The organism is Clostridium sp. CTA-19 (assembly GCF_054767855.1).
In genome coordinates this window covers 1-26,229 of record NZ_BAAABH010000039.1, presented here as the reverse complement: position 1 = coordinate 26,229, position 26,229 = coordinate 1, and the positions used below count along the sequence as shown (strand labels likewise).

Genomic DNA, 26,229 nt, shown 5'->3' with positions numbered 1-26,229 from the left:
CTTTAACTCATCTTTCTCCAAAATAGCCATATAACCACTTGGCAATGCTAGAGTTTTAATTATTGATGGTCTAATCTTTAATAATTGATATGCATAATACGCTTCTAACTCATCAGTAGCAATTGTTTCATCAACTGGACCAATATACCATCCTGAGTCATATTTCTCATGTTCCTTACTTCTTTCTAAGTAAATTTTATCTAGTTTTAGCACTCCTTTGGAACATACTACTTTGTCTTGGAATGAAATCATTTCTCCATCTAAATTTAATTTATTTAAAAGAATACTTTGCTCTAATTGTACCCACAATGATATGGTTAGATCATCAGTACTTTCAGTAAATGGATTTCTGTTGTAATCCGGTGCAATTATATTGAATCCCTCGCTATCTTCTACTACTTTAAAGATACTCCATCCTACTTGTACTTTAAAATTATCCTTTAGTTTGTTTAATTCAATATTACCTATTACCTCAATTATTGCGTCTGCTTGTTTACTTAAGTACTCTTCAGAAGTTACTTTAAATAGCTTACCACCAATATTTTTTTTTATGTTCATCATTACTTTAACCTCTCTTYAATCGCTTTTTGCAATGCAATTCTAGCTGAACTTTCTAGTTTCAACATATTACTTCTTACATCACTTGGAACTTATCCTAATTTTGAATGTCCTACCCAGTCAGCCCAGCTCTTTGCACCTTTTGATGTATTAGTTGACTTACCTAAACCTATGAAATTATCTTTTAAATTTAGTATTTCTATTTTTTGGCTTTCTGATAATTGAGAAAAACCTGGCATATTAACAATTTCTTTCATAGGTACAATATGGTCTGCTTCAAGAACATTTGTCTCATATCCATAAACAGGATCTACCTTTGGTCCTTTTGGATTTACCATCTTCCTAATCTCATTATTTGGTGTCTTCTTTCTAAGACTACTATATTCTGATTTTGTTATAGGGCTACCAGMCCCCTTAGCACTTCCCATGCTACAAGTATTATGAACAAGTACTTCAGCATCTGAAACAAAGTAAGTATGCCAATTAGAAACTTCAAAGTTATATACCTTTACTGGCTTACTTAACTTTTCTTTATAACTATTAGTTACTTTTAAAGTTTTACCAGAAGATAAAAGAACTTTATCTCCTTCTTTTAACTCTCCTGCTCCTGTCCAGCCTTTTCCTACTATCCAGAATGGATGGTCTATTGTAGTACTAATTTGGGTACCATCTATATCTAGATGAATTAGAGTATCTACTTCTTTTACATAAAGATTTGTTACTTCCTTATATTCTTGTTCTCCTGTATATATGTTTTGAGAAAGTACCTTATCACCTATCTTTATTTTTTCTATAGACTTATTTCCATCTTCTGCTGCTATTTTAGTTCCAGCTATAAAGCAAACTCCAAAATCAGCTTTGCTAGCATTATTAATAAACTTGCTACTTGTAGTAGCTTCAGTACTAATACCTTTACTAATTAATGTTTCTGCTTCATTATAAACTTTATTGCTAAAACTAACACTACCGCTTTTTGATATATTGTTAGCTACTGCTAACTTTGGCACTTGTTGTGGTATATTAATTATGTCTTAGGGATAAAATAATTCAAACTATCTATTGATAACATGATGAACACACTATTAATTTAAGCTTTTATAATAAAATTATTACAATATAATATCACCAAAATTAATAAATAAAGTATATTAACTGTTTCTATTCCTTATTTAAGATTATAATATTTTATTAACTTTTGAACCTTTTCTAATGCCTCATTAGAATCTACTAATATATCTGGATGAAATCCATTAAATTCAAAATCGTCATCACATGGTGAAATGTATAAGTAATTTCCTATTTGAGTTGTTATCATTGAGTTTTTTAACCTATAATAGTATGTGCCACCACTTAAAGTACCACCACATGTATTTGTTCCAACTAATATTACATTATCCATGTTCATAAGACATTCAATAAAATGTTCTCCTGCTGAGAAAATGGCTTTATCAATTAACACAAATACTAATTTATCATTTGGTATTCTAGATAATGATGTAGGCTTTAATGAATTTGAACCTCCAGAATAATTTGAACCATTATATTTATTAAATTCTCTTATCATATTATTAGATATAGTTGCGTGCGCCCCTCTGTTAGTTGTGTATCCATCAGAATAACTTTTAATCCAACTAGTACCAGCAGTTACAAATCCACCTTTATTTCCACGAAGATCTAATATTGACACTGGATAATTTTTCATTTCAAAACCTGTACCTGGAAAATCAAATTGGCTGTCATCTTCTTCACTAGATGCATGCATAGCTCCTAATTTAGCAATAGGAACATTGTCTTTTATTGAATATTCAAAAGGAATATTCTCTTTTTGAAAATCAAAGGGTAACATATTTAAAACTATACTTTCACTAAAATCTTCTTTATTATTTAAATAAACAACATCTGCATTAATAGTTGATGAAACTTCTTCTTGTAAAATAGCTATGCTATATACCAATTTTCCATCATTGTTAATTGTATACTTCATATATTTATTTATATTGTTATCTTTATTTATCTCTTTTATATAATGATGTTTTTTATCTACAAGTTTATAATATCCATTACCGTCTTTAAAAAATTCATCTTTGTCATATATATAATATACTTTAAGTTTATTAAAAAACGGATTTTTACTAGCTAATGCAAAATGACCATCTTTTATAAAATTCAAATTATTTAATAATAAATTTGAAAAATCATCAGCTTTAATTGATTGCTGTCCATTTAACACATCCATTATATTTTTTTTAGCTTCATTAAATACAATATCACCACCAAAGTATCCATAAGCCCCATAACCATATCTAAAAAACTTAAATAAACTATCTACATCTTCTTTAGCTTCATCATAAGTTATTATTTTTTTTTCATTATAAATTATATTAGGATTTAGAATTAAACTTTTATCATAAAAAAATTTTTGATACTCTACAAATTCTTTAGTTTCTTCAGGGGTAAATTCATATTCATCACCTAAATGCCAATTTGTATACTCATCCTTTATAGAAGATGCATTTTTAAATAATTCATCCCTAGATAAATTAATACCTTCTACAAATTTGTTGAAATTCTCTTTTTTATTAACTTCTGAATTCTTTTTAATTAAGTATACTGAAAATATAATTGACAATATTAAAATTGGAGTTAATGTCTTAATTAACTTTTTTTTCATCACACTAATCCTTTCTAAAAGAATATTATTACATTTTATGAAAAACAATCTGAAAAATTCTAATTAATATAAAACTTATAATTTTTCTATATGTATATATTCATCTAAGCTTACTTTCATAATTCAATATACAAAATTAAACCCCTTCCAAATTTATGTATTTAATTTTTTTAATCTTATAAAAAACAAAAATCTCTAATAAATAAAAATTTATTAGAGACCCTTATTCTATATGGTTACAAGTATCTGCATAGATTTAACCCAATTTATTTCAATAAAATATTTTTTTTAAAATTTTACAAATTATTTTAGTTAAAAGTTAAGAGTTAATAGTGAACAGTTGTGGTTATTACTATTCACTTCGTTCCTAGTAATTCTCAACGTATCTTTTTATAAATTTGTAAAGTAAATTATATTGATAGATTTTTTAAAATCATTTTCAGAAAGTGGTTGTCACCTTCATCCTAAATTCATAATTCATAATTCATAATTCTTAACTAACTATATTTGCACTTATTTTTCTCAACTGATAACAAAAATTTGACGAATAAATTTAAATGGTCGCTTGTTTCCCTATATTGATAAAAACATTATATAGCTTATAATAACACCTAAAGCACTTCCAATTATAATATATTTATTTGTTTTTTCTTTTTTACTTTTAAGTATAACAATCATTAATATGGTACTTATCATTCCAAAAAACAGTAAATTTTTACTTTGCTTATCACCAAAGTTATAAATAGAACCTTTTATATATAAAACGTCTACTACAAATAATATTAAGAAATTAAACAAGTTACTTCCAACTATATTACCAACGGTTACATTGAAATTACCCATTCTAACTAATGATATACTTGAACTTACCTCTGGTAGAGATGTAGCAATTCCTAGTAATAATGCACCTACTAAACTAACTGACATATTAAGTCTTACTGATATTATATCTGTTACATATGTTATTGATATACTAGCTATAACAAGCCCTATACTTGTAAATATAAATCTTATTATTATTTGTTTTAATGTTAAACTACATTCTTCTTCAGTAACAGTATCATTAGCTATTTCTTCAAAAGCCATATCTTTTTCACTATTATCATTAATCATAGATTTTACACCTAATACATATATAATTAATATAAATATTGAAGTACAACTTACAGTTAAAATGTTCAAATTTAATATCTTATACATATTTAAAATAATTATTATGTAAATAATTAGAGTATATACTGCAGTATGTTTATGACTAATAGATACCTTTGATTTTTTAAAAGTGCTGAATGAAAACAGTATTAGTATTGAGAGAGTTGTAAGATTAAATATATTACTTCCAAGTATATTTCCTAACGCAAGTCCAGAGTTATCAAAAAACATTGTAGCTGATATACTTGTTAATAATTCTGGCAAAGAAGTAACTGCAGATAATAATACTCCGCCTATAAATGCACCAGAAAGATTAGTAGTTTTGTCTATTAAATCTACATAATATGCTGCTTTAATAGATAACAAAACTACCAATATAGCTACAACAAAATAAATTAAATAAATCATGAATATTTCATCCCCTTAAAAACTTTTTATAATATAGAGTTCCAAGTTAAATTTTCAAATTTCTACCTTTAAATCATGGATATCCCCAAAGTGATATATGGTCTAAATCACTTTAAATTCAAATTTCATATCAAAATCCTATATTAAATTTCTTTTTATCTAACAAATAATTATAACATACTGTTTTATTTTATATAAACATAAAAATAAAGCTATGAATTAAATTTTACAATTTAATTCATAGCTTTTAATTTTACTTTTAAATCATTATGAAGCTTCTACTTCTTCAAACTGACTATTATATAATCCTGCATAGAATCCGTTTGCTTTTAATAATTCCTCATGATTTCCTTGTTCTACTATATCTCCATCTTTCATTACAAGAATTAAATCTGCATCACGTATTGTTGATAATCTATGTGCGATTATAAAGCTAGTTCTTCCTTCCATAAGGTTTTCCATAGCCTTTTGAATTAATACCTCTGTACGAGTATCTACTGAACTTGTGGCCTCGTCTAGTATTAATATTTTAGGGTCTGCAATTATTGCTCTTGCAATTGTCAATAATTGCTTTTGACCTTGAGAAATATTATTAGCTTCCTCATTTATAACCATATCATATCCGTCAGGTAATGTTTTTATAAAGTGATTTGCATGTGCTAGTTTAGCTGCTTCTATAACTTTATCATCACTAGCATCTAAATTACCATAACGTATATTTTCCATTAATGATCCACTAAATAACCAAGTGTCTTGAAGTACCATACCGAATATTTTACGTAAATCATTACGCTTAAATTCTTTTACATCATGACCATCTATTAAGATATTACCACTATTAATATCATAAAAACGCATAAGAAGTTTAACTATTGTAGTTTTTCCTGCACCAGTTGGTCCTACTATAGCAACCTTTTGACCTGGTTTTATATCAACAGAAAAATTATTAATTATAGTTTTGTCTTCACTATATCCAAAGTTAACATTTCTAAATGAAACAGCTCCTTCTATATCTTCAGTATTACAAGATACCTTTACATCTTCTGTCTCTTCTTCTTCCTCTAAAAACTCAAAAACTCTCTCAGCTGCAGCTGCAGTTGATTGCATTACATTTGCGATTTGTGCTGTTTGAGCTATAGGTTGCATAAATGATCTTACATATTGTGTAAATGATAAAATATCTCCAACTTGAATAGTTTTCTTTATAGTTAGATAACCTCCAAGTATAGTAACCATAACATAACCTAAATTACCTATAAAAGTCATTACCGGCATCATAATACCAGATAAAAATTGAGACTTCCAAGCCGAATTATATAATTTTTCGTTTAAACCGTTAAATTCATCTATTGCCTTTTTTTCACCATTAAAAGCTTTAACTATGTTGTGTCCGCTGTATATTTCTTCTACCTGTCCATTAGTGTTTCCTAAATATCTTTGTTGTGATTTAAAATATTTCTGTGATTTTTTAACTATTAGCCCTATAAAGCCCATAGATAATGGTATTATTACTAAACTCGCAATAGTCATTTTAACGCTTATAGAAAGCATCATTATCAATACACCTATCATTGTGGTAACTGCTGTTATCATTTGTGACAGAATTTGATTTAAGTTTTGACTTATTGCATCAACATCATTTGTAACTCTAGATAATACTTCACCATTAGTATTTTTATCATAATATTTAAGTGGCATTTTATTTATTTTCTCTGATATTTTTTTTCTTAAATTATAAGAAACCTTTTGAGATATATCTGATGTAATAAATGTTTGTATAAATGAGAACAACGCACTTATAATATATAACCCTACTAAAATTAATAGTATTCTTTGAATTTTATCAAAATCTATACCATTTACACCGTTGCTACTAATTTTTCTTACTAAACCTTCAAATATTTCTGTAGTTGCTGTACCTAAAACTTTAGGCCCAATTATTGAAAATGCAGAACTTCCTATTGCAAAAATTACTACAACTACCATAGCTAATCTAAAAGGTTTTAAATAACTAAGCAGCTTTTTCATTGTTCCTTTAAAATCTTTGGCTTTTTCTCCACCAGCAGCCATGCCTCCCATAGGACCACCGCCCATGGATGCCTTGCCTTTATTTTGCTTTCCATTACTCATGAGTTAATTCCTCCTTTGTAAGTTGGGATGCAGCTATTTGTTTGTAAACCTCACAGTTTTCTAACAATTCATCATGTGTACCTATTCCTACCATTTTTCCTTCATCTAAAACTATTATTTGTTCAGCATTAATAATTGTACTTATTCTTTGAGCAACTATAATAACTGCACTTTCTTTTGTTTCAGATTTTAATTCTTTACGAAGTATAGCATCTGTTTTTAAATCTAATGCTGAAAAACTATCATCAAATATATATACTTGAGGTTTTTTAGCAATGGCACGTGCTATTGATAGCCTTTGTTTTTGTCCACCAGAAACGTTACTTCCACCTTGTGCTATATGAGATTCAAAACCTTCTTCTTTTTTACTTATAAATTCCATAGCCTGTGCGATTTTACAAGCCTTTTCTACTTCTTCTTTTGTTGCATTTTCAGCTCCATACTTTATGTTACTTTCAATAGTTCCAGAAAATAATATTCCTTTTTGAGGAACATACCCTATTTTTTTTCTAAGATCTCCTTGTTTAATGTCTCTTATATCTACACCATCAAGTAAAATCTGTCCACCTGTTATATCATAGAAACGAGGAATTAAATTTATAAGTGTTGACTTACCACTTCCTGTACTTCCTATGATAGCAGTAGTTTTACCTGGTTCTGCAACAAAATTTATGTTGCTTAAAACATTATCTTCAGCATTTGGATATTTAAATGATACATTTTTAAATTCTATGTTTCCTTTATTTTTAGTTTCCTTACTTACATTAGGATCTTTTATTGAAAACTCTGTAGTTAATACTTCATCTATACGTTGTGCTGATACAGATGCACGAGGAAGTATTACTGATAACATTGAAATCATTAAGAATGCCATTATTATTTGCATTGTGTATTGTATAAATGCCATCATGTCTCCAACTTGTATTTCAGCTGCATTAATTTTATTTGCTGCAACCCAAACTATAAGTATGGTTATAAGATTCATTATAAGCATCATAAGTGGCATCATCATAGTCATTATACGATTTACAAAAGTATTTGTTCTTCTTAACTCTGTATTTGTTTCATCAAATCTTTTTTCTTCTGTCTTTTGATTACTGAACGCACGAATAACTAACATTCCTGTAAGCATTTCACGAGTTACAAGATTTAATTTATCAACAAGTTTTTGAACCTTTTTAAATCTAGGTACTGCTAAACCAAATAATACAAGCACTACTGATATAATAGCTAATACTGCAACTCCAATAATCCAAGCCATAGATGTATCAGTGTTTAAAACCTTTATAATTCCACCAATTGCAAGTATAGGTGCATAAAATACCATTCTTATAAGCATTACTGTAACTGTTTGTATCTGTTGTATATCATTAGTACTACGGGTTATAAGTGATGCTGTGGAAAATTTATCGAATTCTGCATTTGAAAAACCTACCACTTTTTCAAATACTTGTCCACGCAGATTACGGCCCATACCTGCAGCAATTTTTGCTGCTATAAATCCTACTGCAACTGTAGCTACCATGCTTAATAATGCTATTGAAAGCATTTTAGCTCCAGAAGAAAATACATAATTAGTTTGCATTTTATCTGTATCTATTCCTATTTTATTATATTCATCCTTTATAAAATAAATAGATGCTTGAGTGTACATATTTTCATCTATCTCTGCAATTTTTTCATCCATTTGAGTTTTTAAATTAGAAAATTGTTCTTTAGGTATACTATTAATTAATGTATCTACATCCATATCTTTTGGTACATTAGGAATGCTCTCATTTTTAATAGCCATTTCTAGTGCAGAAATGCTCATAATAGATTTTGACATTATTGTATTTAATGAATCTATTGTAGCTTCATCTTTGATATCTTTTAATTCATATACTGATTCATCTTTTAAAATTGGATATTTATTTATGTATTTATCATATTCATTTTTATCAAGATTATCTTTACTTAACAATTCATAATTGTCCAATACTATTTTTTTATCTGCATCATCCATAAATAATGTTAAATTATTTAATTGACTTTCACGAATTGATTTTGGAATAGCATTTTCAATTCCTCCTTGTTGGATTCCTACATTTACAATCTTTGATGTATAATCTGGTAACGAAAGATCACAAACTGCTTGAAGTGTCAATAATAAAACAACTGCGACTATTGACATAAAAAATGGTTTTAAGTACTTTACAATTTTAAACATAAATCTTCCCCTTTCTTTTAAATCGTTCTTATATGTAATTTAAAACTTACTAATTATAAATATAAGTTCATTTTCAAATAATAGCTTAATTATAACTAATAAAATTTTATTATTTGTCACCACCTTTATAGTATTGATTATTTTATAATTATTATTTATATCTATGATTTTTTTTAATTTTGGTATATAATAATTATAGTTTTTAATAGTTGTGTTTTTTAATAGTTATATTTTTTAACTATTATTTTCTAAGTATATATCTCATAAAAAAGAAAGTCAATAAATTTTTTATATTTTTTCGATTGTATAAATATGTAAAATTAATTAAAATAGGGTATAATGTTAAAGGGAGGAATTTTTAATGAATAATAATAAAAATCTAAAATTAATTGCTAAGGATTTTTTAACTATAGTACCATTATTTCAAAAAAAACTTGTAAAAAGAAATTGTAACTTTTCTCAAGATAATCTTAATCATTCTCATTTTCAAGTAATGGCTACTTTAAAATTCTATGGTAAGCAGCCTATTTCTGAGGCTAGTAAAAGACTTTTTATATCTATGCCTAATATGACTAAACTTCTAAATAAGCTTATTGAAAAAGAAATGGTTGTTAGACTTCCTGATGATAAAGATAGACGAATAATCAATATAGAATTAACACCAAAAGGTGAAAAATATCTTGATGAAAAATATAATGAAGTATTAGATACTTTAACAAGTAAATTTTCTACATTATCAGAAGATCAAATAGACAAGTTAGCATTATCTATACATAATTTAAAGGAAGTTCTTACAGCAATAAGTTCTGAGGATTAATTTAAGCTTATACTTTACAACTAAATTATAATAAAAAAATTGCAGAGTTCATTTTATAATCTTTTATCTTATAAAATGAATTCTGCAATTTTTTATTTAATTCAATATAATTCCGAACTTGTCAATAACATGTTATCTTATATCTAAATAACCATATCCATTATTTGTTATATTTCCGTTTGTAGTAAATTCTATAGGGAATTTAAAAAGTGGTCCATCAAAAACAAAAGTGTGGTATTCTCCGTTTTCTCCACAAGAATCAGCGCCTGTACTTTTTATTTTCCCAACCAAATCTTTAGTTAAGACTTTTCCTAAATAATCCTCATCTAAATATTCTAATTTAACATTCTTCAAAACTGCTTTAAACCCAGTTTCTATAAATTCATAGGTTATTTCTTCCCTATTACCTTGCCATAATGGAAAAATAGCTTCTATACCAACTTTTTCACATCTTTCACTACACCACTGTCTATGTTGTTCTATATCTATATCACCAAAAACACAAGCAGTTACGCCTTGTTCTTTTGCCTTCTTTAATGCATTTTCAAAAGTTGCTTCATACTGATTTCCTTTACACTTTACTAACATTAATGGAATATTCATTGATTCCGAAACTTTTTCTAGCATTGGTTCTGGAATTCCATGAAACCAACTTCTATTTAGACTCTCATCAACTGTAACTAATAACCCACTTGGAATATGGCCCTGATTAACCATTTTATAAAGGGCTAATGTACTATCTTTTCCACAACTATATGACATAATAAATTTCTTTTTCATAATGCCTCTCCTACTTCCATTTTTCTAAAGCTTTAACCATAAATTCTTTTATATTCAGTCCATAAACCTCTTTAAGTCTTTCCTCTTCTAACACATCACCGCAACTACCTTTAGCTATAATATGTCCTTCTTTAATCATTATTACTTCTTCGCTAAACATCTGAACTAAATTTAAATCATGTAACACACCTATTACTGTTTTATTCTTTTCTTTAGTCCATTTATTTATATGTCCTAATATTTCTATTTGAGATTTTAAATCTAAGTGATTTGTTGGTTCATCAAGTAAAATTATATCTGGATCCTGGGCAAAAGCTCTTGCTAAATATACCCTTTGCAGTTGGCCACCAGATAGCTCTGTTATCATTTTATCCTTTAAATCTAATAATCCTACATTTTCTATACAGCTTAAAACTAATTCTTCATCATCTTTTGAAAGCTTAGAAAATATCCCATCAAAATGTGCGTATCTTCCTAAAGCTACTGTTTCAAAAACTGTATAAGGAAAATAAATTTCAGATGTCTGTGTCATAAAAGCAATCTTTTTTGCAAGTTCTTTTCGTTTTATTGTCTTTAATTCTTCTCCATCTATATTTATTTCACCTTTATACTCTATAAGATTTGCTATTGCCTTTAACATAGTAGTTTTTCCACATCCATTAGGCCCTACTATCGATAAATTTTGCCCTCTTTTTACTTCTATAGATATATCTTTAACTATATCAAAACCATTGTAACCACAATATAAATTTTTTATTTTCAGCATATTATCACCTATTTCTTTTATTAAAGTATAAATATCCAAAAAACGGCGCTCCTATAAGTGCTGTAATTGCACCTACTGGCAATTCTGATGGTGATACTACTGTTCTTGCAATTAAATCTGTAATTACCATTAATGAACCACCAATCACTATACACATTGGAATTACTATTTTGTGATTAGATCCAAATATTTTTCTTACCATATGTGGTGTTATTAAATCAATAAAACCAATTACACCACTTAACGCCACTGCAGTTCCTGTTAATATTGCAGTAGCTACAAATAATAATTTTTTTACTTTTTCAGTTTCAACACCTACTGATTTTGCCTGTTCTTCTCCAAAACTTAAAATATCCATTTCTCTACAATATCTTAAAACAATTGCCATTCCTATTATAAAAAACGGAATGCCTGCTGTAACATATGACCATCCTTTCATTGCAAAAGAACCCATTTGCCAAAGCGTTATTGTTTTTATATCTTCACTAAAAAATGATGAAATTGTTGTTAAAAGAGCATTTGTAAATAATGAAAATACTATACCTGCTAAAATTATAGTGCTATTTGATAAACCTTTATCTACCTTGCTTGCAAAGGCAATTACTAAAAATACTGTTATTATACCAGATAAAAATCCTATAAACGGTAATGCTAAATTGCCTATAAACGGTATTGAAATATGTAAAACTATGTATATTCCTACACCTAAAGAAGCTCCTGATGAAACCCCCAAAGTATAAGGAGATGCTAATGGATTTTTTAAAACTGATTGAACTACTGCACCACTTACTGCCAATGCTGAACCCACTAAAAATGCTAAAATCACTCTTGGAAGCCTAATAACCCAAATTATTGATACATCTTTAGGCTGTATCCCTGGTTGTAGTGGTATATTAAATAATTTATTTCCAATTATTGAAACAATATCACTTATACCAATATGGGAACTTCCTATAGAAGTTCCCATACAGATTACCAAAAATACTATTGGAACAGCCAATATTAGTAATAATTTTTTATTTTTCATATTTGTCTGGATATATAGCTTTAGCCATTTCTTTTAAAGCTTTTACTATATTTTGGCTTCCACGTGATGATGCGTTTTGATTTATTAAATAAACTTGTTTATTCTTAACTGCATTAACATTTTCCCAACCTGGACGTTTTAAAATTCCTTCTACTGCATTTGGAATATATTCTTCATTTGTTAATATAACATCTGGATTAGCTGAAATTACATTTTCTTCACTAGGTGCAATCCAGCTATTTTCATTAACAAAAATATTTTCTCCACCTACTATTTGAATCATTTCATTTAAGAATGTATTATTTCCAAAACTGTATAATCCTGATGCTGATCCTATTTCAAAATAAACTTTTTTCTTATCTGTAATTGATTCTCCTACTTTTTTTATTTTATCTATTTCACTTTTCATGTCGTCAACAATTTTTTTTCCTTCTTCTTTAGTTCCAGTAAGTTCTGCTAAAAAATTGATGTCTTCATATACTCCATCTACGCTATCACTGCTTGGTAAGTATACAACTGGAATTCCTGATTCTTTTATAACTTTAAATGGATCTTCATTTCCTTCTTTATTATGACCTGAAGCTATTACAATATCTGGTTGTAGTGCTATAATTGCCTCTGCATCAGGGTTTCTAAAATCTATTTTAGTTATATCTTTTTTAATTCCTTCAACATCAGATGAATATGTATCAACCGCTACAAGTTTATCACCTAACCCTAATCCCACTAAAATTTCAGTATTTGATGGCGCTGTAGAAATTATTTTTTCTAATTTTTCTGGCGCTGTGAATTCATTTCCTTCTCTGTCTTTCATAGTTGTAGTTTTGCTTGAACATCCAACCAATAAAACTAAACTCATCATTGCTGATAATAATACCAATAGAATTTTTTTTGATTTATTCATAATTTTTCCTCCAAATCATATATTTATTAATTATTATATATTTATTATTTAAAATAAAAAAAACACACCCGTAGGTATGCCGTAATACACTAAATTATTTTACTCTTTAAATAAAATAACATAACATGTACCCTAATATTCCACCCACAGAGAACTATAGTACAATTAATAGGCAGGTCTCCCGACTTTGCTTCGTCCTCCATTTTACCTTCCCACAGTTTATACTGCAGTGGCTTATAAAACTTCGTCAGCTTCACGGTTACTGGGTCAGTTGAAGATTCTCACTTCATTCCCTATTAAGAAAAACACCTATAATATAATGATAATTTTTATAATTGTAACAATTATTATTATATTATGAACATATATCTATGTCAATGTCTATTTGTTAAGTATTTTTAAGTATTAGTTACAATTATATAATAAATATTCAATAATTTTACATATAAATTTGATATTCTTCTTATTTTTACAATAGTTATATATGTTATAATATGTTTATTAAATTTTGTGTAGGTGATTTAATGATACAAAACGCTAAAAATACTGTTAAACTAACCCGAATTGATGGGTTAAATAATTTAAATTATCTGTTAAGCTATGATGATAAAAGCTATTTTTTGAAATGTAATTTTAAAGATAAAAATAAGAACTTTTCTTATGAATATAAACTTTTAACTTTATTAGACCTTAACCACATATGTCCTAAAGTAATCTATAAAGATACTTGTAGCTACACTATAATAAGCGAGTTCATTTCAAATTCACGTATAGATGAATCTACTTGTACAGACCCAAAGTTTCTTTTAAGTTTATCTAATAAATTAAAAAGTATGCATAACCTAAAATGTGATTATATATATAATCCCTTTAATGAAATAAGAAAAAAACTATCTATACTAAAAAAACTCAATTTTAAATTTTCTAATGAATTTATATTTATAATTAGCAAACTTGACACTATTGAACCTATTTTGTGTAATCATATAAATTATGGTTTATGTCATAATGACTTAAACCCATCAAATATCCTTTATAAAAATGATGAAGTATTTTTAATAGATTTTGAATTTAGTGGCATGTGGGATATTTTTTATGATATTGCAACATTTTGTTGGCTGTTAGACGATAATTCTAGAAAAATATTTTTAATGTCTTATTTTAATAACTTTTCACAGGAATTACATCTTAAATTTAAAAGATATCTTTTTGTAGTTAAACTATGGAATATATGTTGGAGTTATGTAAAATCATTCTCTTCAACATCTGATTATGATTATAAAAAAGGTGGCGATCTTGTTCTTATAGAGCTATATAATGACTTAAAAGACGATAAGTATTTGTAAATACTTATCGTCTTTTATATATGTTTTTTAATTATCACTACATATCTTATTGTCTACCTTGGAGTTGTATAAAATTCCTATTGTAACTACCATGGCACCTAATATTTTATTAATTTCTATTTCTTTATTTATTAAAAAATCAATTATAATACCAGCTACTATCTGACCTATAAATAGCAATAGCATGCTATAAACCACAGGTATTTTGGGTATTATTATGTTAGAAGTATATACTATAACAACACCTATAATACCACCACAAAATACAAACATAGGTATATTTTCAAATTCCACCATAGATAATTCAACATTACTTCCTAAAATTAGAAGCACTACCATAGAACATAATAGTCCTACAATATAATTTATTAAAGTACTTTGTAATACTCCTATTCTTTTTCCTAACGATGAATTAATTACCATAGATAAGGTTGTTAAAACTCCACCTATTATTGCAAGTATATACAAGTTTTTTCCTCCTATCCTATTGTCATTACTATTAACCCTACTATTATAATAGTAAATCCCATTAATTTTTTAATATTAAACTTATACTTTTTCATTCCAAACAAGCCATAATGGTCTATAAATGAAGAAAATACTAACTGTCCAAATACAGCCAACGATGTAGTTAATGTAACACCGATTCCTCCTATTGTTATAATATTACTTAAAGTTAAAGCTACTCCTACAGCACCACCTAGAAATAAATATTTAGGAACATCTCTTTTAATGCTTACTCTTTGTCTTTTTATTATCATAATTAAAATTATTGCTATTAATCCAACTAAATGAATTATTATAAGGGAATACATTGATCCAACTTTACTTTCTAATTGACTATTAAACGTAATCATAACAGAAATTAAACTTCCTATAAAAAGTGCTAAAATATTATACATTGTTAATCACCCCAATACTATATAGAGACAAGCTCCAATTTAAACTTATTCATCAAATTTTTGTTATCAGTTGAGAAAAATAAGTACAAATATAGTTAGTTAAGAACCTAGAAGTTTAAATCTTCTCACATTAAACTCATATAAAGTTTAAAGATAATAGAAGCATAATTAAGTATTTCAATTAAAAAGAGATAATTAATAATTAAGAGTTCAGAAGGAAAGTAATACCACTTTCTTTTAATCTAATAATATAATTTGCTTTGCAAATTTATAAAAATATACGTTGAGAATTACTAGGAGCAAAGTGAATAGTAATAGCCACAACTGTTAACTATTCACTCTTAACTTTTAACTAAAATAATCTGTAAACTATTAGTATAATATTAATCTTAAATTTTCTCATTTGATAAGTTCATAAATTTTAAAGTCAGTTTGGAACCCTATAACTTAATCAAATTAGATATATAATATCAAAATAATAATCTATTATATAGGACAAATGTCCTATATAATAGATTTAAATAGAATTTTTTTAATTTTTGAATTATATAAAGGGGTGTTTTAGTTGAAAAAATCTAAAAACAGAAAATTAATAAATGCTTATTTAGAAAAATACTCATTAAATAAATACCTAAGTGAAAGTTTATCTTTATGTTGCGAACTTCATACATTTGATAAAAATGAAATGATTTGCACTCTAAATGAAGATATGAAATATATATATTTTTTAGTTAAAGGTAAAGCAAAAGTTTATACTCTTCTCTCCACAGGCAAGTCATTACTTATATGCTTTATAACCCCTCTTTCGGTAATGGGGGATATTGAATTTTTGGATAATTCAGCTGCTGATTGTTCTGTAAAAACAATTGAATCATGTCACCTTATAGCAATTCCTATTGATAAAGTTAAAAAACTTGCATATGATGATTCTGTTTTCTTAAGATTTATAATATCCTCTTTAGAAAAAAAGCTGAGAAACAATTCTATTTTTAGCTCAATAAATATGTTATATCCATTAGAAAATAGATTTGTAAGCTATATCTTATCCTTACCTATTAACAATAACAATACTGTTGAAATAGATGAATTAACCCATATATCCGAGCTTCTAGGTTCTAGCTATAGGCACTTAAATAGAGTTATTAGAAATCTTTGTGAAAAAAACTTAATAATAAAAAATTCTAATTTAATAACAATTTTAAATATGGATGAACTAAAAAAGTTAGCAAGAGATATATATAAAAATGAAAAATAATAGAAGCTATAAACTATTAAAAATAAATAGTTTATAGCTTCTTTACTACGTTAATTATTTATATATTTAAACTTAACAAAATTTTCACCTTCAAACTCTAACATAACAACCCACGGCATTATATTTTTTATTCTTTCAAAATGTTCATATTTAAAAGTTACATCATAATAGTTTATAATAGTGCTTAATGCTGTACCATGAGTTCCTATAATTATGTTATTACTATTATTTTCTCTTAATATACTCTTTAAAGCATTTATATTTCTTTGTTGTACTTCTAATAAACACTCACCATCTTCAATTTTATAATTAAAATCCTTCCACTGATTTTTTGCAAAGCTATCAAAATCATCTAGCCATTTATTACAAATTCTTCTTTCTCTAAAATCTTCTACAATATTAATCTCTAAATTTAACATTTGTGCCACAGGTAAAACTGTATCTATAGCTCTTTTATACGGACTTGAATATACTTTATTTATATCTTTATTCTTAAAAAGCTCACATAAACTTTCACTATCTTTAAGACCTTCATCGGTCAATGGTCTAGTCAGATCATCCAAAATTTTAAAATCTGGTTTTGCGTGTCTTACAAAATATATTTTAGTCATAATGATTTCCCCCTCTATATTGCTTTTTAAAACTACTATTATAATTATATTACCATAACCTCTTCATCCCCGATTACCTCTCTTGTTTCTTTAAAACCTATATTTTTATAAAATTTTTTGTAACAATATTTTTAGGTACATCACTTGTAAAAACTTAATTTTTCCTAACTTACACCTTAAATTCTCCAACAACTTCATGATAACAATTCTTCTATATCCTTTTTTATACTTTTTATCAATCATAAGTCTATTTAATTTCCATCTATTTGTGTCAGGTTAATCTCTATTAAATTTAGTTACATCCCCAATTAATCTGATTTTATCACTATCTAAAATTATACCTCCAGTATCTTTAATAGCATAAACTGTAGTTGTCTTTTCTTCTAATGCTTTTTTTATACAGTTATTTTCCATATCAGTTTCTGCATAATGAACCTCAATATAGAAATTTTCCTTTATTAAACCTAACCCTTTTAAATATATAAATTCAGGATAGTCTTTATCTGGGGATATATAATAATTATTTAATTGCATCAAAGCACCTGCACTTACACCTATAACTATTTTGCTTTCATTTATACTACTGAGTATATCTTTCTCTAAAACGTGCTCAACTGCCATATCTGGAAGTCCACCTGTTAAAAACACCACATCACTACTCTTTATTACTCTTTTCATATTATCTTTAGTATCTTCAAAATAATTGATAAAAGTAATATTTTCTTCACTAATACCTAAATCTATAAAAGGCTCAACTATTTGCTTATAATACTTACCTTTTTCCTTATTATACGCTTTTTCCCAATCTACAGAATTACATATAGCCTCATTACTAAAAGCAAAAGGAATAACTACAACTTTATTATAAGAATGTATATATTCTTCTATGGTCTCTCTAGCCCATTTTTCATGAAAATTATATTGACTTAATAATATATTCACCATAGTTCTTATTCTCCTTTTTACAATATCTTTTCATAGCTTATCTATTAATTTTAATTCAATTATTAATAGAATTTCATCAAATTTATTCAGCAAATTCCTTGATATACTCCTTAAATTGTGAGCCACATCTTGTTAACTCACCCATAACTCTCTCTATTCCTTTATCTGTTTTAAACCAATTACTCTTATTTATTCCCTGTACCTCACATGGACAAATTATCAATTCTGAATCTGGATATGCCCACTTATAATACATAAGACAACGCCTTGCATGAAAATTTTTACAACAGATTATTGCTCTTCTTATATTCAACCCTAACTTATCTGTAACCATACGAGATTTAAACGCGTTTTCATATGTATTTTCAGCATTATTTTCTTTTAAGATTGCGTTTTTATCAACACCATTTTTAATTAAAACATCATAAAAAAATCCCATTCTGTGTTATATGCATTATTATATTCATCTGTTTTTGATGATGGATTTGGAAAATATCCATACTTAGGGCTATACTTTCCAGAAGGTAAAATGCGTGGGGCATAATTATTTTTCCAAAGTTCTGCTGCTTTTTCCCCTAGTTCAGCATAGGATCCTCCAGGTATAAAAATAATATCTGCTTTTTTAATGTTATTTTCAAAAAATATAAAATTTGTTATATCATTTATAGATTTCATTCTTCCCACCATAAACTATTTAATAAGTTTATTTTTAATTTAATATATATTAGATTTTGGGGCCTTATTATTTTTATAGTAAAATTTTGCTTGTCCCATATTTTTCTCCACTTCCCTTAATAATTAAAACAGTTTTTCCAATGAACTCATTAGTTACTTTAAAGTCTAAACTTTTATAAAGCCTAATTGCTCATTCTACCACTTTGTTTCAACAAGAGAAATCAATCCATTTGCTGGGGTTTCACCCCAATGTATATCAATCTAATATTATTTCTGAGCTTTACACAAACTAATTTACAGACTAAAGGATTTGCTAATACATATCGGCTTCCTTTTTTAAATATCCTATTTCGGTTTAATAATAAATTTATTTTGTTTTCTTATATAGGATTCCAAGTTGACTTTTAAAATTACTCATTCCAAAACTTGGATACCCGAAATAGTGATACTAGCTCATAAGCACCTAAACTCAATACTTAATTCTGTATAAAAATATTTTTAAGTTATTAAATAAATCTAAATTTGAGCTTGTATCCCTATATTAAAGTATCTTCTTACTTTTTAATCTTTATTACATTATATATTGTTGCCACGCCTATAGTTTGTCAGCCTTTGTTGCTATCCAAGTAGGAATATAAGTATCCAATAAATCATTCATTGCCTTATCTTCATAGAAGCCTGAAATAACAAAGCCTGCTTCTATTTGTCCATGTATTTGATCTTCTAAAGTATGCCCAAAACACATAGGTTCATTTTGATCTAAAACTAACTCTTTAAATTCTTCTTCTGATAAATCTTTTAGATCTGAATATGGCACCTTATGTCTAACTACTAAGTTGCCTTGTTCTAATTCTTTTAAGTCAAATATATATTGAATTGGATTATCGAAACCAGCTATCAATGTTCCACCCTTCTTTAAAACACGATAAGCCTCTCTCCATAGTGATAAAATATTATCTATAAAACAGTTTGATACTGGATGAATTATAAAATCAAAATAATTATCTTCAAAGACAGATAAATCCCTCATATCACCTTGAACTGTATTTATAGTTAATCCATCTCTCTCTGCTACAAACTTATCTTGATTTAACTGATTAGGCGAATTATCAAAAACAGTAACTTTTGCTCCTGTAGCGGCTAAAATAGGCCCTTGTTGTCCCCCACCTGATGCAAGGCATAAAATCTTCTTACCTATAAGTTCTTTTGGAAACCATGATTTAGGCACGGCTTTGGTTGGAGTTAATACAATACTCCATTCTCCATTTCTAGCTTTTTCAACTGCTTCTTTGCTTACTACTTTTGTCCACATATTTCCTTTATCAACTTCTTTATTCCAAGATTCTCTATTATAATTAATAAAATCCATTTCTATTTTTAGTAGTAGATTTTGTAACTAATAATACTAAGTAATCAAAATACTATATTTAAAACTATCTACTACTTTCTCCCTTCCTTATTTAATAGATTCATTTTTAATGTAATATATACTACTTTCCTAATAACACATTAAATAATCATCAATTATATGTTTGTGTGTTTCAGCTATATTCAATTTTTTCAATTCATTATAACTAAAATATCTTAATTCTAATGATTCCTTACTACATATTAACTTATGCCTATTCTCTAATTTCACTAAATAAACAGCTGTTATTATCCTCAATATATTTCCATCAGGATATTCAACTATACGTGATGGATCTGAATAAATTCTCCAAAAACATAATTGATTTTCTTCAATATTAAGTGATGTTTCTTCCTTAATTTCTCTAATTATGCCTTGTTCCAAACTTTCATCAATCTCTAAACCTCCACCTATCAAAGCCCACCTATTGCTATCTGTTCTTCTTTCTAATAATATTTCCCCGTTATATTCAATTATTGCACTAATTCCTACATTATTTGGCTTATTAGGTTTTGGGGCCTTATTATTCTTATAGTAAAATTTTGCTTGTCCCATATCTTTCTCCATTTCTCTTAATAATTAAAGTTCTTTTTCCATAGTTAAGAACTCCATTTCGCCCTTAACAGTTTTTCCAATGAACTCATTAGTTACTTTAAAGTCTAAACTTTTATAAAGCCTAATTGCCCTTTCATTAAACTTAAGCACTGTTAACCCTATAGTTTTTAAATTATATCTTTCTTTTATAAAATTTAAAATTGAAGTTAAAAATTCTTTTCCTAGACCTTTGCTTGTTAAACTAGGTCTTAACTGTACTGAAAAAGTTACCTTATCACTTAAATAAATTGCACAATTCCCTACAAGTTCATTTTTATCACTATAAACAGAAAAAACATTATTATCATTTGGAAAACTTTTGACATAATCAATTTTCCCCTGTGAAAAATCATTATCAAAAAATGAATATATTCCACCATATTTCCATGTTAAAAAATCTTCTACATCTTCATTAGTTACCCTTCTTAATTTATAGTTCATATCTAATCCCCTCTTATTTAGCATTACCTTTATTTATATACTGCTACCATATTTCTTATTTTGCTTCCTTTTTATATTATAATTCTATATAGTTGTTATTTTTGTAAAAACTTGTAGCACGTATTGTAACTTATATATATACATTATTCATATTATTTACATTCTATTAATTTAATAGTTCCTTTTCTATTATTTTTTATATTCTACTGTAAAAATAAAATATAATTTTCATTTTCTTATAATCTTAAACTTTAAATATTTTTCATTTATATTATAACTTCACCGAAATCTTTCTAAATTTAGATTAGAAAAGCCTCTCAAGCTTATATTCAAGAGGCTTTTATTTTTATTCTTTTATTTCATTAAATATTGTCCTTCATACCTAAAAGATTTTTAAATCCGTTTGCTAATTTCATGTTAAAATATGCATAATTAATTCTTATATCTTCATATAATCTTCTTGTTCTTGGACTATTTATTTTAAAATCCTTCATTGTTAATCACTCCTATAAACTTATAGAAAAAACATACAATTGTGAAAATATTCATACAATTTTCCTCTTGTTAATATTTATTCGATCAGTAATTAAACTTTATTTTTATAATTTTAATCCACACATTTTCATTTTTATTTCTCTTATTTAAATTGAATATTTTTTAAATTATTAAGCATTTCATCATCTATACTTTTATTTGTAAAAATATAGAACATTGGATTCATAAATATATTATCATGATTCGCAATATCTAAATTTTTTGTAACCAAATACACATTATCATCTACACTTATAGTAGACCTTTCCATAGTATCCTCTTTATTTGCATATATTTGAATTTTATCTTCTATATCATAATTTCCATAAAACAATGATGAACTTGGGAAAATATCACAAAATTCAATTCCAACCCTATAAGTTTTTATTTCATTACTAGAATCTTTAAACGTGACAAAGTTCTTCATCATATCATTTCCAATATTAAAGAAATTTCTATGAGCTAAAAGCATATTCTTCATAAACTCTCCTGTACTATTAATAATTTCAGAAGTATGACATAATACAGGAACTCCTGGCAGCATCAAATAATATTCATTAATTTTCAAGCCTTTATATTGCTCATTTTCAGTTATATTCAAGGATGTTTTTATGCCCTGCCATTGATTTCCACATGTATCTGTCATTTTAACAAAGTTTGTTATAACTTTTTCATTTAATAAACTTGTAGATTGAACGTACCAATTTCTAGGTACAGTCTGCATTCCACCAAACCATGGATTATACCATGTTCGCATTTCTGAATTTGGAAACTTACTATGGAGATATTCCTCATTTTTATAGGTTAATGAATATATTCCACTTGTAAAATCTGGAGAGGACTTAATGGTCATCACCCCATTATTTATTGAATAAATGTTAAATCCTTCATATTTTTTTATCTGCGTTTTAAAGTCTACATCTTTAATTTTAAATAAGGCAGAATTCTTTTCAAAAAGTAATAAACCTAAGTCTGCTTTAACAGAAATAATATCAGAATCATACTCATCCGCCATTGATGTAAAAACTTCCATGGCCAATGTCATATTTTCAAAGCTTTTTTCTATACAACATACTAATCCCTTTTTTGAGTCAACTTTTATTTTGCCTTTAATGGGAATTTCGTTATATTTTCTTAGTTCTACTGAAACACCATCTTTAATAAACGGATTTCCTTCATTTATAGATACTTCACAATCATTAGTTGTGTATAAATTAAGAGTTTTGTTATCTTTTAAATTATCACCTTCAGCGTTGCATATTAACCCCTTCTGAAATGTCTTCAAAGCGAAACTTCTCAAATCTTGCCAAGTTTCGAAAGTTGTTAATGCTACATAAATTGCTTTAGTAGTTTTTTTACTTTTTCCATTAACTATGCCAACATTCTCTTCAAGGTATATGTAAGGCCACTCTCCAAAATGAAGAAGTTTGTCTTTATCCCACCAAAGGCTACGTGTATTATTATCATCTCCTGAAAAGATCCAATTTTCACTTAGCAATTCACTTTTAAATGGAGTTGTATCCTCTAAAGCCATATCTGATAACTTAATAAATTTGTTATTATAAGGTATTACTCCTCTACTTAGTTCATCATGATATATTTGTTGCTTTATTAATATTTCCTCATCTGTTTTGTTATCACTTAAATTGTATACTTCAAAATAACTCTGAGCAATGCCAGTTATGTGAAGCTTTACTATTAAAGTTACCTTCATTTCACTATAATTATTAAAAAAATAATCTCCTTTGAGAATCATATGCTCATTTTCTTCATACCAACAAATATTTTCTATTTTCTTACTTATAAGTTCATTATGATTAGACATTTCAAATTCAGGAGTAAATAAAACTATTTCTCTAAATTGATTCTTAAATTTTCTAAAGCATATGCAGTTGTCATCCTTAGCTAAAATAACTGAGTATGCACCATTTACAATAATATAATCAGTATTTGTCTCTCCTCCAAATTTTCCTCCTCTTCCTTTAAAAAACTCTATTACATTAGCTTTAAATTCAATTTTTTCTCCACTTTTTAAAATAGCAGTAACATTAATCCACTCTGAATAAACTGTTGGTTTTTTGAGATAGTAAGGTACTTCTACTGAATTTTTTTCATTATCATTAAGCTTAACTTTAAAATCTCTATTCTTAAATTCTATATTTTCATTTTTATTAAGTTTAAATTCAAAAGTAGCTTCTTCACATAAGTTATTTTTAATGTTTATATAAAATTTTGAACATTGTCCAGAAACTCTCTCGATACTTTCTGATAAAATATTTATTTTTGCTGGTAGCCTTGTCAATATTCCGACCTTAAACAAAGCTATTTTATTATTTATGAAAATTTGTGATACAACTGCTGGATATATTTTTTCATCATAGATTTCATCATCTGAAGACTCAATATAAAACTCACCCTCCACTATTTCTTTTTCATTAACATCTACTTCCTTGTTTAATTGAAATTTTATATTCTTATCATCTTCACCTTTTATTTTTATTTTTATTGCTTTTCCTGTCTTATTAATTATTTCATAGAACACTTTGTATTTTTTTCCAAACATAAAAGTTTCATCATTAATTATTACAGATATTAAATAATCATCCGTCTCAATAAGTCGTAATCCTCTACTACGACTTTCAAATTGTAACCTTAGTTTTTTATTATTTCTTTCCCAATTATATTCATAAAATTCAGAACCATTCTCTTCAATTCCACTAGGCTCCATGTCCATATTTTGCTTTAAACCACTATACCAATCCTCATTTTCGAAGTATCCTTTAAGAGCTTCTATTTTTAAAATATATGGTATAAAGCTTATGCAATGAGAACATTTGTTCTTTTCCAAGAAAAATCCGCAACGCTTATAAAATGGTATAGATTTCTTATTTGAAGACCATGTATGAAGATCTATCATTGAATAATCGAGTTCTAAAGCTCTATTAACTACAGCTTTAATAATTTCTTTTCCAATTCCATTACCATGACAGTCATATCTCGTATTTAATAACTTTATCTTAAGTGCTTCTTTTTGAGATAATAAAGCACAGTAGCCTAAAACCTCTTCATTATTAACAGCAAGAAAAGTATTTAAGTTTGAATTAGATTTATGTGACTCTAAAATACTTTCCTCAGTTACATTTGCATAACTTCCATTCCATCCTTCAGTACTCATTGTCCACATCTTTGCAATAGCCTTTGCGTAGGCTGGAGTATATTCTACAATTTTCAAGCCATCCATAATCTTGCCCCCTTATGTCATATAGTTATAAAAATATATCCATTTAACTTTTTATAAATTACTTATTGCAATAAAATTTTTTATCTTTAAAGTTACCTACATTACCATATAAATCAATCATCACTTTTAAATATAATTTTGCAATTACTAATCATATTTATTTTCTTTAATCATCTTGAAAATTTATAAATATTTTCATCTGCTATATAGATTAATGAATTATCTTTAAAACCAATCCGTATCCATATAATTACATATAAAATTCAGCGTTTAAATTACTATCATGTATAATTTCTTGCTCCTCCTTATATAATTCATTGACTAAATGATGTATTCTAAACTTATTTATAAAGATTTATCCTATTAATTTAATTATACTTACCCTTAAATATTTTATATATTACCAAAACATTTCAGTATTAAAGTTGAGCAAAAGTTTTTTATATTCTACTGAAAAAATTATCTTACTCACCACTTATTAAGAACATACTTTTCTATGTGTCTATCAAACTTGGTATGCTCCGCACCATCAAATTCGCATTTATTATACAGGAATCTCATTGTTAAACATTCATTGAAATAATCTATTTTGAATTTAAATAATATTCATGGCATATTGACACAGATTTTTTACAAATCCTTCATTTAAATACAAGGAAAGTGCCTTCTCATTTTCTGCGGACGTCTCCCCTCTAATTGGACAAAATTAACTTATACTAATATATGCTTAAATTTTTAAACACACATTAAATTCTTAAGATAATATTCGTGTGGTGTAACATATCCAATTGAAGAGTGTATTCTCTCATTGTTATATCTATAAACAAAATCATTTATATTATTGCGGATATCATC

25 protein-coding genes and 1 riboswitch are annotated in these 26,229 nt (G+C 26.8%); of the genes, 3 read left to right on the top strand and 22 right to left on the bottom strand.

Annotation, left to right across the window (positions count from 1 at the left end; genetic code table 11):
- From ACYUE0_RS15760 to ACYUE0_RS15735, 6 genes are all read right to left on the bottom strand, one after another.
- On the bottom strand, nucleotides 1-561 hold a 561-nt coding region (locus ACYUE0_RS15760; protein ID WP_460271487.1), incomplete at its 3' end, for an immunity protein Imm33 domain-containing protein.
- Nucleotides 562-650: 89 nt separating this feature from the next.
- The gene (locus ACYUE0_RS15755; RefSeq protein ID WP_460271485.1) at nucleotides 651-1,565 is read right to left on the bottom strand and encodes a polymorphic toxin-type HINT domain-containing protein; all 915 of its coding nucleotides are present in this window, start codon (nucleotides 1,563-1,565) and stop codon (nucleotides 651-653) included.
- A gap of 158 nt (nucleotides 1,566-1,723) precedes the next feature.
- Nucleotides 1,724-3,229 (bottom strand): S41 family peptidase, encoded by a 1,506-nt coding sequence (locus ACYUE0_RS15750; protein ID WP_460271483.1) that lies wholly within the window; start codon nucleotides 3,227-3,229, stop codon nucleotides 1,724-1,726.
- Between the two features lie 573 nt (nucleotides 3,230-3,802).
- On the bottom strand, nucleotides 3,803-4,789 hold the full coding sequence (locus tag ACYUE0_RS15745; RefSeq protein WP_460271481.1) for a sodium:calcium antiporter: 987 nt from the start codon (nucleotides 4,787-4,789) through the stop codon (nucleotides 3,803-3,805).
- A 267-nt stretch (nucleotides 4,790-5,056) separates the two neighbouring features.
- Nucleotides 5,057-6,919, bottom strand: coding sequence for an ABC transporter ATP-binding protein (locus tag ACYUE0_RS15740; RefSeq protein ID WP_460271479.1), 1,863 nt, complete (start codon nucleotides 6,917-6,919; stop codon nucleotides 5,057-5,059).
- Nucleotides 6,912-9,128, bottom strand: coding sequence for an ABC transporter ATP-binding protein (locus ACYUE0_RS15735; RefSeq protein WP_460271477.1), 2,217 nt, complete (start codon nucleotides 9,126-9,128; stop codon nucleotides 6,912-6,914). Before ACYUE0_RS15735 ends, ACYUE0_RS15740 begins: the two co-directional genes overlap by 8 nt.
- Before the next feature lie 361 nt (nucleotides 9,129-9,489).
- Between ACYUE0_RS15735 and ACYUE0_RS15730 the strand changes: the two genes are divergently transcribed.
- The gene (locus tag ACYUE0_RS15730; RefSeq protein ID WP_460271475.1) at nucleotides 9,490-9,945 is read left to right on the top strand and encodes a MarR family winged helix-turn-helix transcriptional regulator; all 456 of its coding nucleotides are present in this window, start codon (nucleotides 9,490-9,492) and stop codon (nucleotides 9,943-9,945) included.
- A gap of 132 nt (nucleotides 9,946-10,077) precedes the next feature.
- Here the strand turns inward: ACYUE0_RS15730 and ACYUE0_RS15725 are convergent, their stop codons facing one another.
- The 4 genes from ACYUE0_RS15725 to ACYUE0_RS15710 are packed head-to-tail and all read right to left on the bottom strand — an operon-like array spanning nucleotide 10,078 to nucleotide 13,422.
- Nucleotides 10,078-10,725 (bottom strand): Dph6-related ATP pyrophosphatase, encoded by a 648-nt coding sequence (locus ACYUE0_RS15725; RefSeq protein ID WP_460271473.1) that lies wholly within the window; start codon nucleotides 10,723-10,725, stop codon nucleotides 10,078-10,080.
- A 10-nt stretch (nucleotides 10,726-10,735) separates the two neighbouring features.
- Nucleotides 10,736-11,491 (bottom strand): ABC transporter ATP-binding protein, encoded by a 756-nt coding sequence (locus ACYUE0_RS15720; RefSeq protein ID WP_460271491.1) that lies wholly within the window; start codon nucleotides 11,489-11,491, stop codon nucleotides 10,736-10,738.
- A 4-nt stretch (nucleotides 11,492-11,495) separates the two neighbouring features.
- Nucleotides 11,496-12,518 carry a FecCD family ABC transporter permease gene (locus ACYUE0_RS15715; protein WP_460271471.1) on the bottom strand — a complete coding sequence of 341 codons (1,023 nt, stop codon included), beginning with the start codon at nucleotides 12,516-12,518 and terminating at the stop codon, nucleotides 11,496-11,498.
- Nucleotides 12,508-13,422 (bottom strand): ABC transporter substrate-binding protein, encoded by a 915-nt coding sequence (locus tag ACYUE0_RS15710; RefSeq protein ID WP_460271469.1) that lies wholly within the window; start codon nucleotides 13,420-13,422, stop codon nucleotides 12,508-12,510. Before ACYUE0_RS15710 ends, ACYUE0_RS15715 begins: the two co-directional genes overlap by 11 nt.
- A gap of 154 nt (nucleotides 13,423-13,576) precedes the next feature.
- A riboswitch (cobalamin riboswitch) is annotated at nucleotides 13,577-13,750 on the bottom strand.
- 196 nt (nucleotides 13,751-13,946) lie between these two features.
- On the opposite strand from ACYUE0_RS15710, the gene ACYUE0_RS15705 reads away from it, so the two are divergent.
- The gene (locus tag ACYUE0_RS15705) at nucleotides 13,947-14,768 is read left to right on the top strand and encodes a phosphotransferase (RefSeq protein ID WP_460271467.1); all 822 of its coding nucleotides are present in this window, start codon (nucleotides 13,947-13,949) and stop codon (nucleotides 14,766-14,768) included.
- Nucleotides 14,769-14,795: 27 nt separating this feature from the next.
- On the opposite strand, the gene ACYUE0_RS15700 is transcribed toward ACYUE0_RS15705, so the two are convergent.
- Together ACYUE0_RS15700 and ACYUE0_RS15695 are read right to left on the bottom strand one after the other, a co-directional pair.
- Nucleotides 14,796-15,236: a DMT family transporter gene (locus ACYUE0_RS15700; RefSeq protein ID WP_460271465.1), complete on the bottom strand. Its 441-nt coding sequence runs from the start codon at nucleotides 15,234-15,236 to the stop codon at nucleotides 14,796-14,798.
- An 11-nt stretch (nucleotides 15,237-15,247) separates the two neighbouring features.
- A complete protein-coding gene (locus ACYUE0_RS15695; protein WP_460271463.1) occupies nucleotides 15,248-15,670 on the bottom strand; it encodes a DMT family transporter in 423 nt (140 codons plus the stop codon).
- 565 nt (nucleotides 15,671-16,235) lie between these two features.
- Between ACYUE0_RS15695 and ACYUE0_RS15690 the strand changes: the two genes are divergently transcribed.
- Nucleotides 16,236-16,925: a cyclic nucleotide-binding domain-containing protein gene (locus ACYUE0_RS15690; RefSeq protein ID WP_460271461.1), complete on the top strand. Its 690-nt coding sequence runs from the start codon at nucleotides 16,236-16,238 to the stop codon at nucleotides 16,923-16,925.
- A 50-nt stretch (nucleotides 16,926-16,975) separates the two neighbouring features.
- Here the strand turns inward: ACYUE0_RS15690 and ACYUE0_RS15685 are convergent, their stop codons facing one another.
- The 10 genes from ACYUE0_RS15685 to ACYUE0_RS15640 form a co-directional block, all read right to left on the bottom strand.
- Nucleotides 16,976-17,536, bottom strand: coding sequence for a histidine phosphatase family protein (locus ACYUE0_RS15685; RefSeq protein WP_460271459.1), 561 nt, complete (start codon nucleotides 17,534-17,536; stop codon nucleotides 16,976-16,978).
- A gap of 276 nt (nucleotides 17,537-17,812) precedes the next feature.
- The gene (locus ACYUE0_RS15680; RefSeq protein ID WP_010296245.1) at nucleotides 17,813-18,481 is read right to left on the bottom strand and encodes a Type 1 glutamine amidotransferase-like domain-containing protein; all 669 of its coding nucleotides are present in this window, start codon (nucleotides 18,479-18,481) and stop codon (nucleotides 17,813-17,815) included.
- 82 nt (nucleotides 18,482-18,563) lie between these two features.
- A complete protein-coding gene (locus ACYUE0_RS15675) occupies nucleotides 18,564-18,920 on the bottom strand; it encodes a YdcF family protein (RefSeq protein WP_460271456.1) in 357 nt (118 codons plus the stop codon).
- Nucleotides 18,896-19,156: a hypothetical protein gene (locus ACYUE0_RS15670; RefSeq protein WP_460271454.1), complete on the bottom strand. Its 261-nt coding sequence runs from the start codon at nucleotides 19,154-19,156 to the stop codon at nucleotides 18,896-18,898. The genes ACYUE0_RS15675 and ACYUE0_RS15670 overlap by 25 nt, the downstream gene beginning before the upstream one ends.
- 595 nt (nucleotides 19,157-19,751) lie before the next feature.
- Nucleotides 19,752-20,525, bottom strand: a complete 774-nt coding sequence (locus ACYUE0_RS15665; protein ID WP_460271452.1) for a class I SAM-dependent methyltransferase — start codon at nucleotides 20,523-20,525, stop codon at nucleotides 19,752-19,754.
- 129 nt (nucleotides 20,526-20,654) lie between these two features.
- Entirely contained in the window at nucleotides 20,655-21,119 is a 465-nt protein-coding gene (locus ACYUE0_RS15660; RefSeq protein ID WP_216451290.1) for an NUDIX domain-containing protein, read from the bottom strand.
- Nucleotides 21,120-21,143: 24 nt separating this feature from the next.
- Nucleotides 21,144-21,599, bottom strand: coding sequence for a GNAT family N-acetyltransferase (locus tag ACYUE0_RS15655; RefSeq protein ID WP_460271450.1), 456 nt, complete (start codon nucleotides 21,597-21,599; stop codon nucleotides 21,144-21,146).
- Nucleotides 21,600-21,961: 362 nt separating this feature from the next.
- Nucleotides 21,962-22,093, bottom strand: coding sequence for a hypothetical protein (locus ACYUE0_RS15650; RefSeq protein ID WP_280527036.1), 132 nt, complete (start codon nucleotides 22,091-22,093; stop codon nucleotides 21,962-21,964).
- Between the two features lie 143 nt (nucleotides 22,094-22,236).
- Nucleotides 22,237-25,374 (bottom strand): GNAT family N-acetyltransferase, encoded by a 3,138-nt coding sequence (locus ACYUE0_RS15645; protein ID WP_460271447.1) that lies wholly within the window; start codon nucleotides 25,372-25,374, stop codon nucleotides 22,237-22,239.
- Between the two features lie 735 nt (nucleotides 25,375-26,109).
- A complete protein-coding gene (locus tag ACYUE0_RS15640) occupies nucleotides 26,110-26,223 on the bottom strand; it encodes an IS3 family transposase (protein ID WP_460271489.1) in 114 nt (37 codons plus the stop codon).
- Nucleotides 26,224-26,229 lie beyond the last annotated feature (6 nt).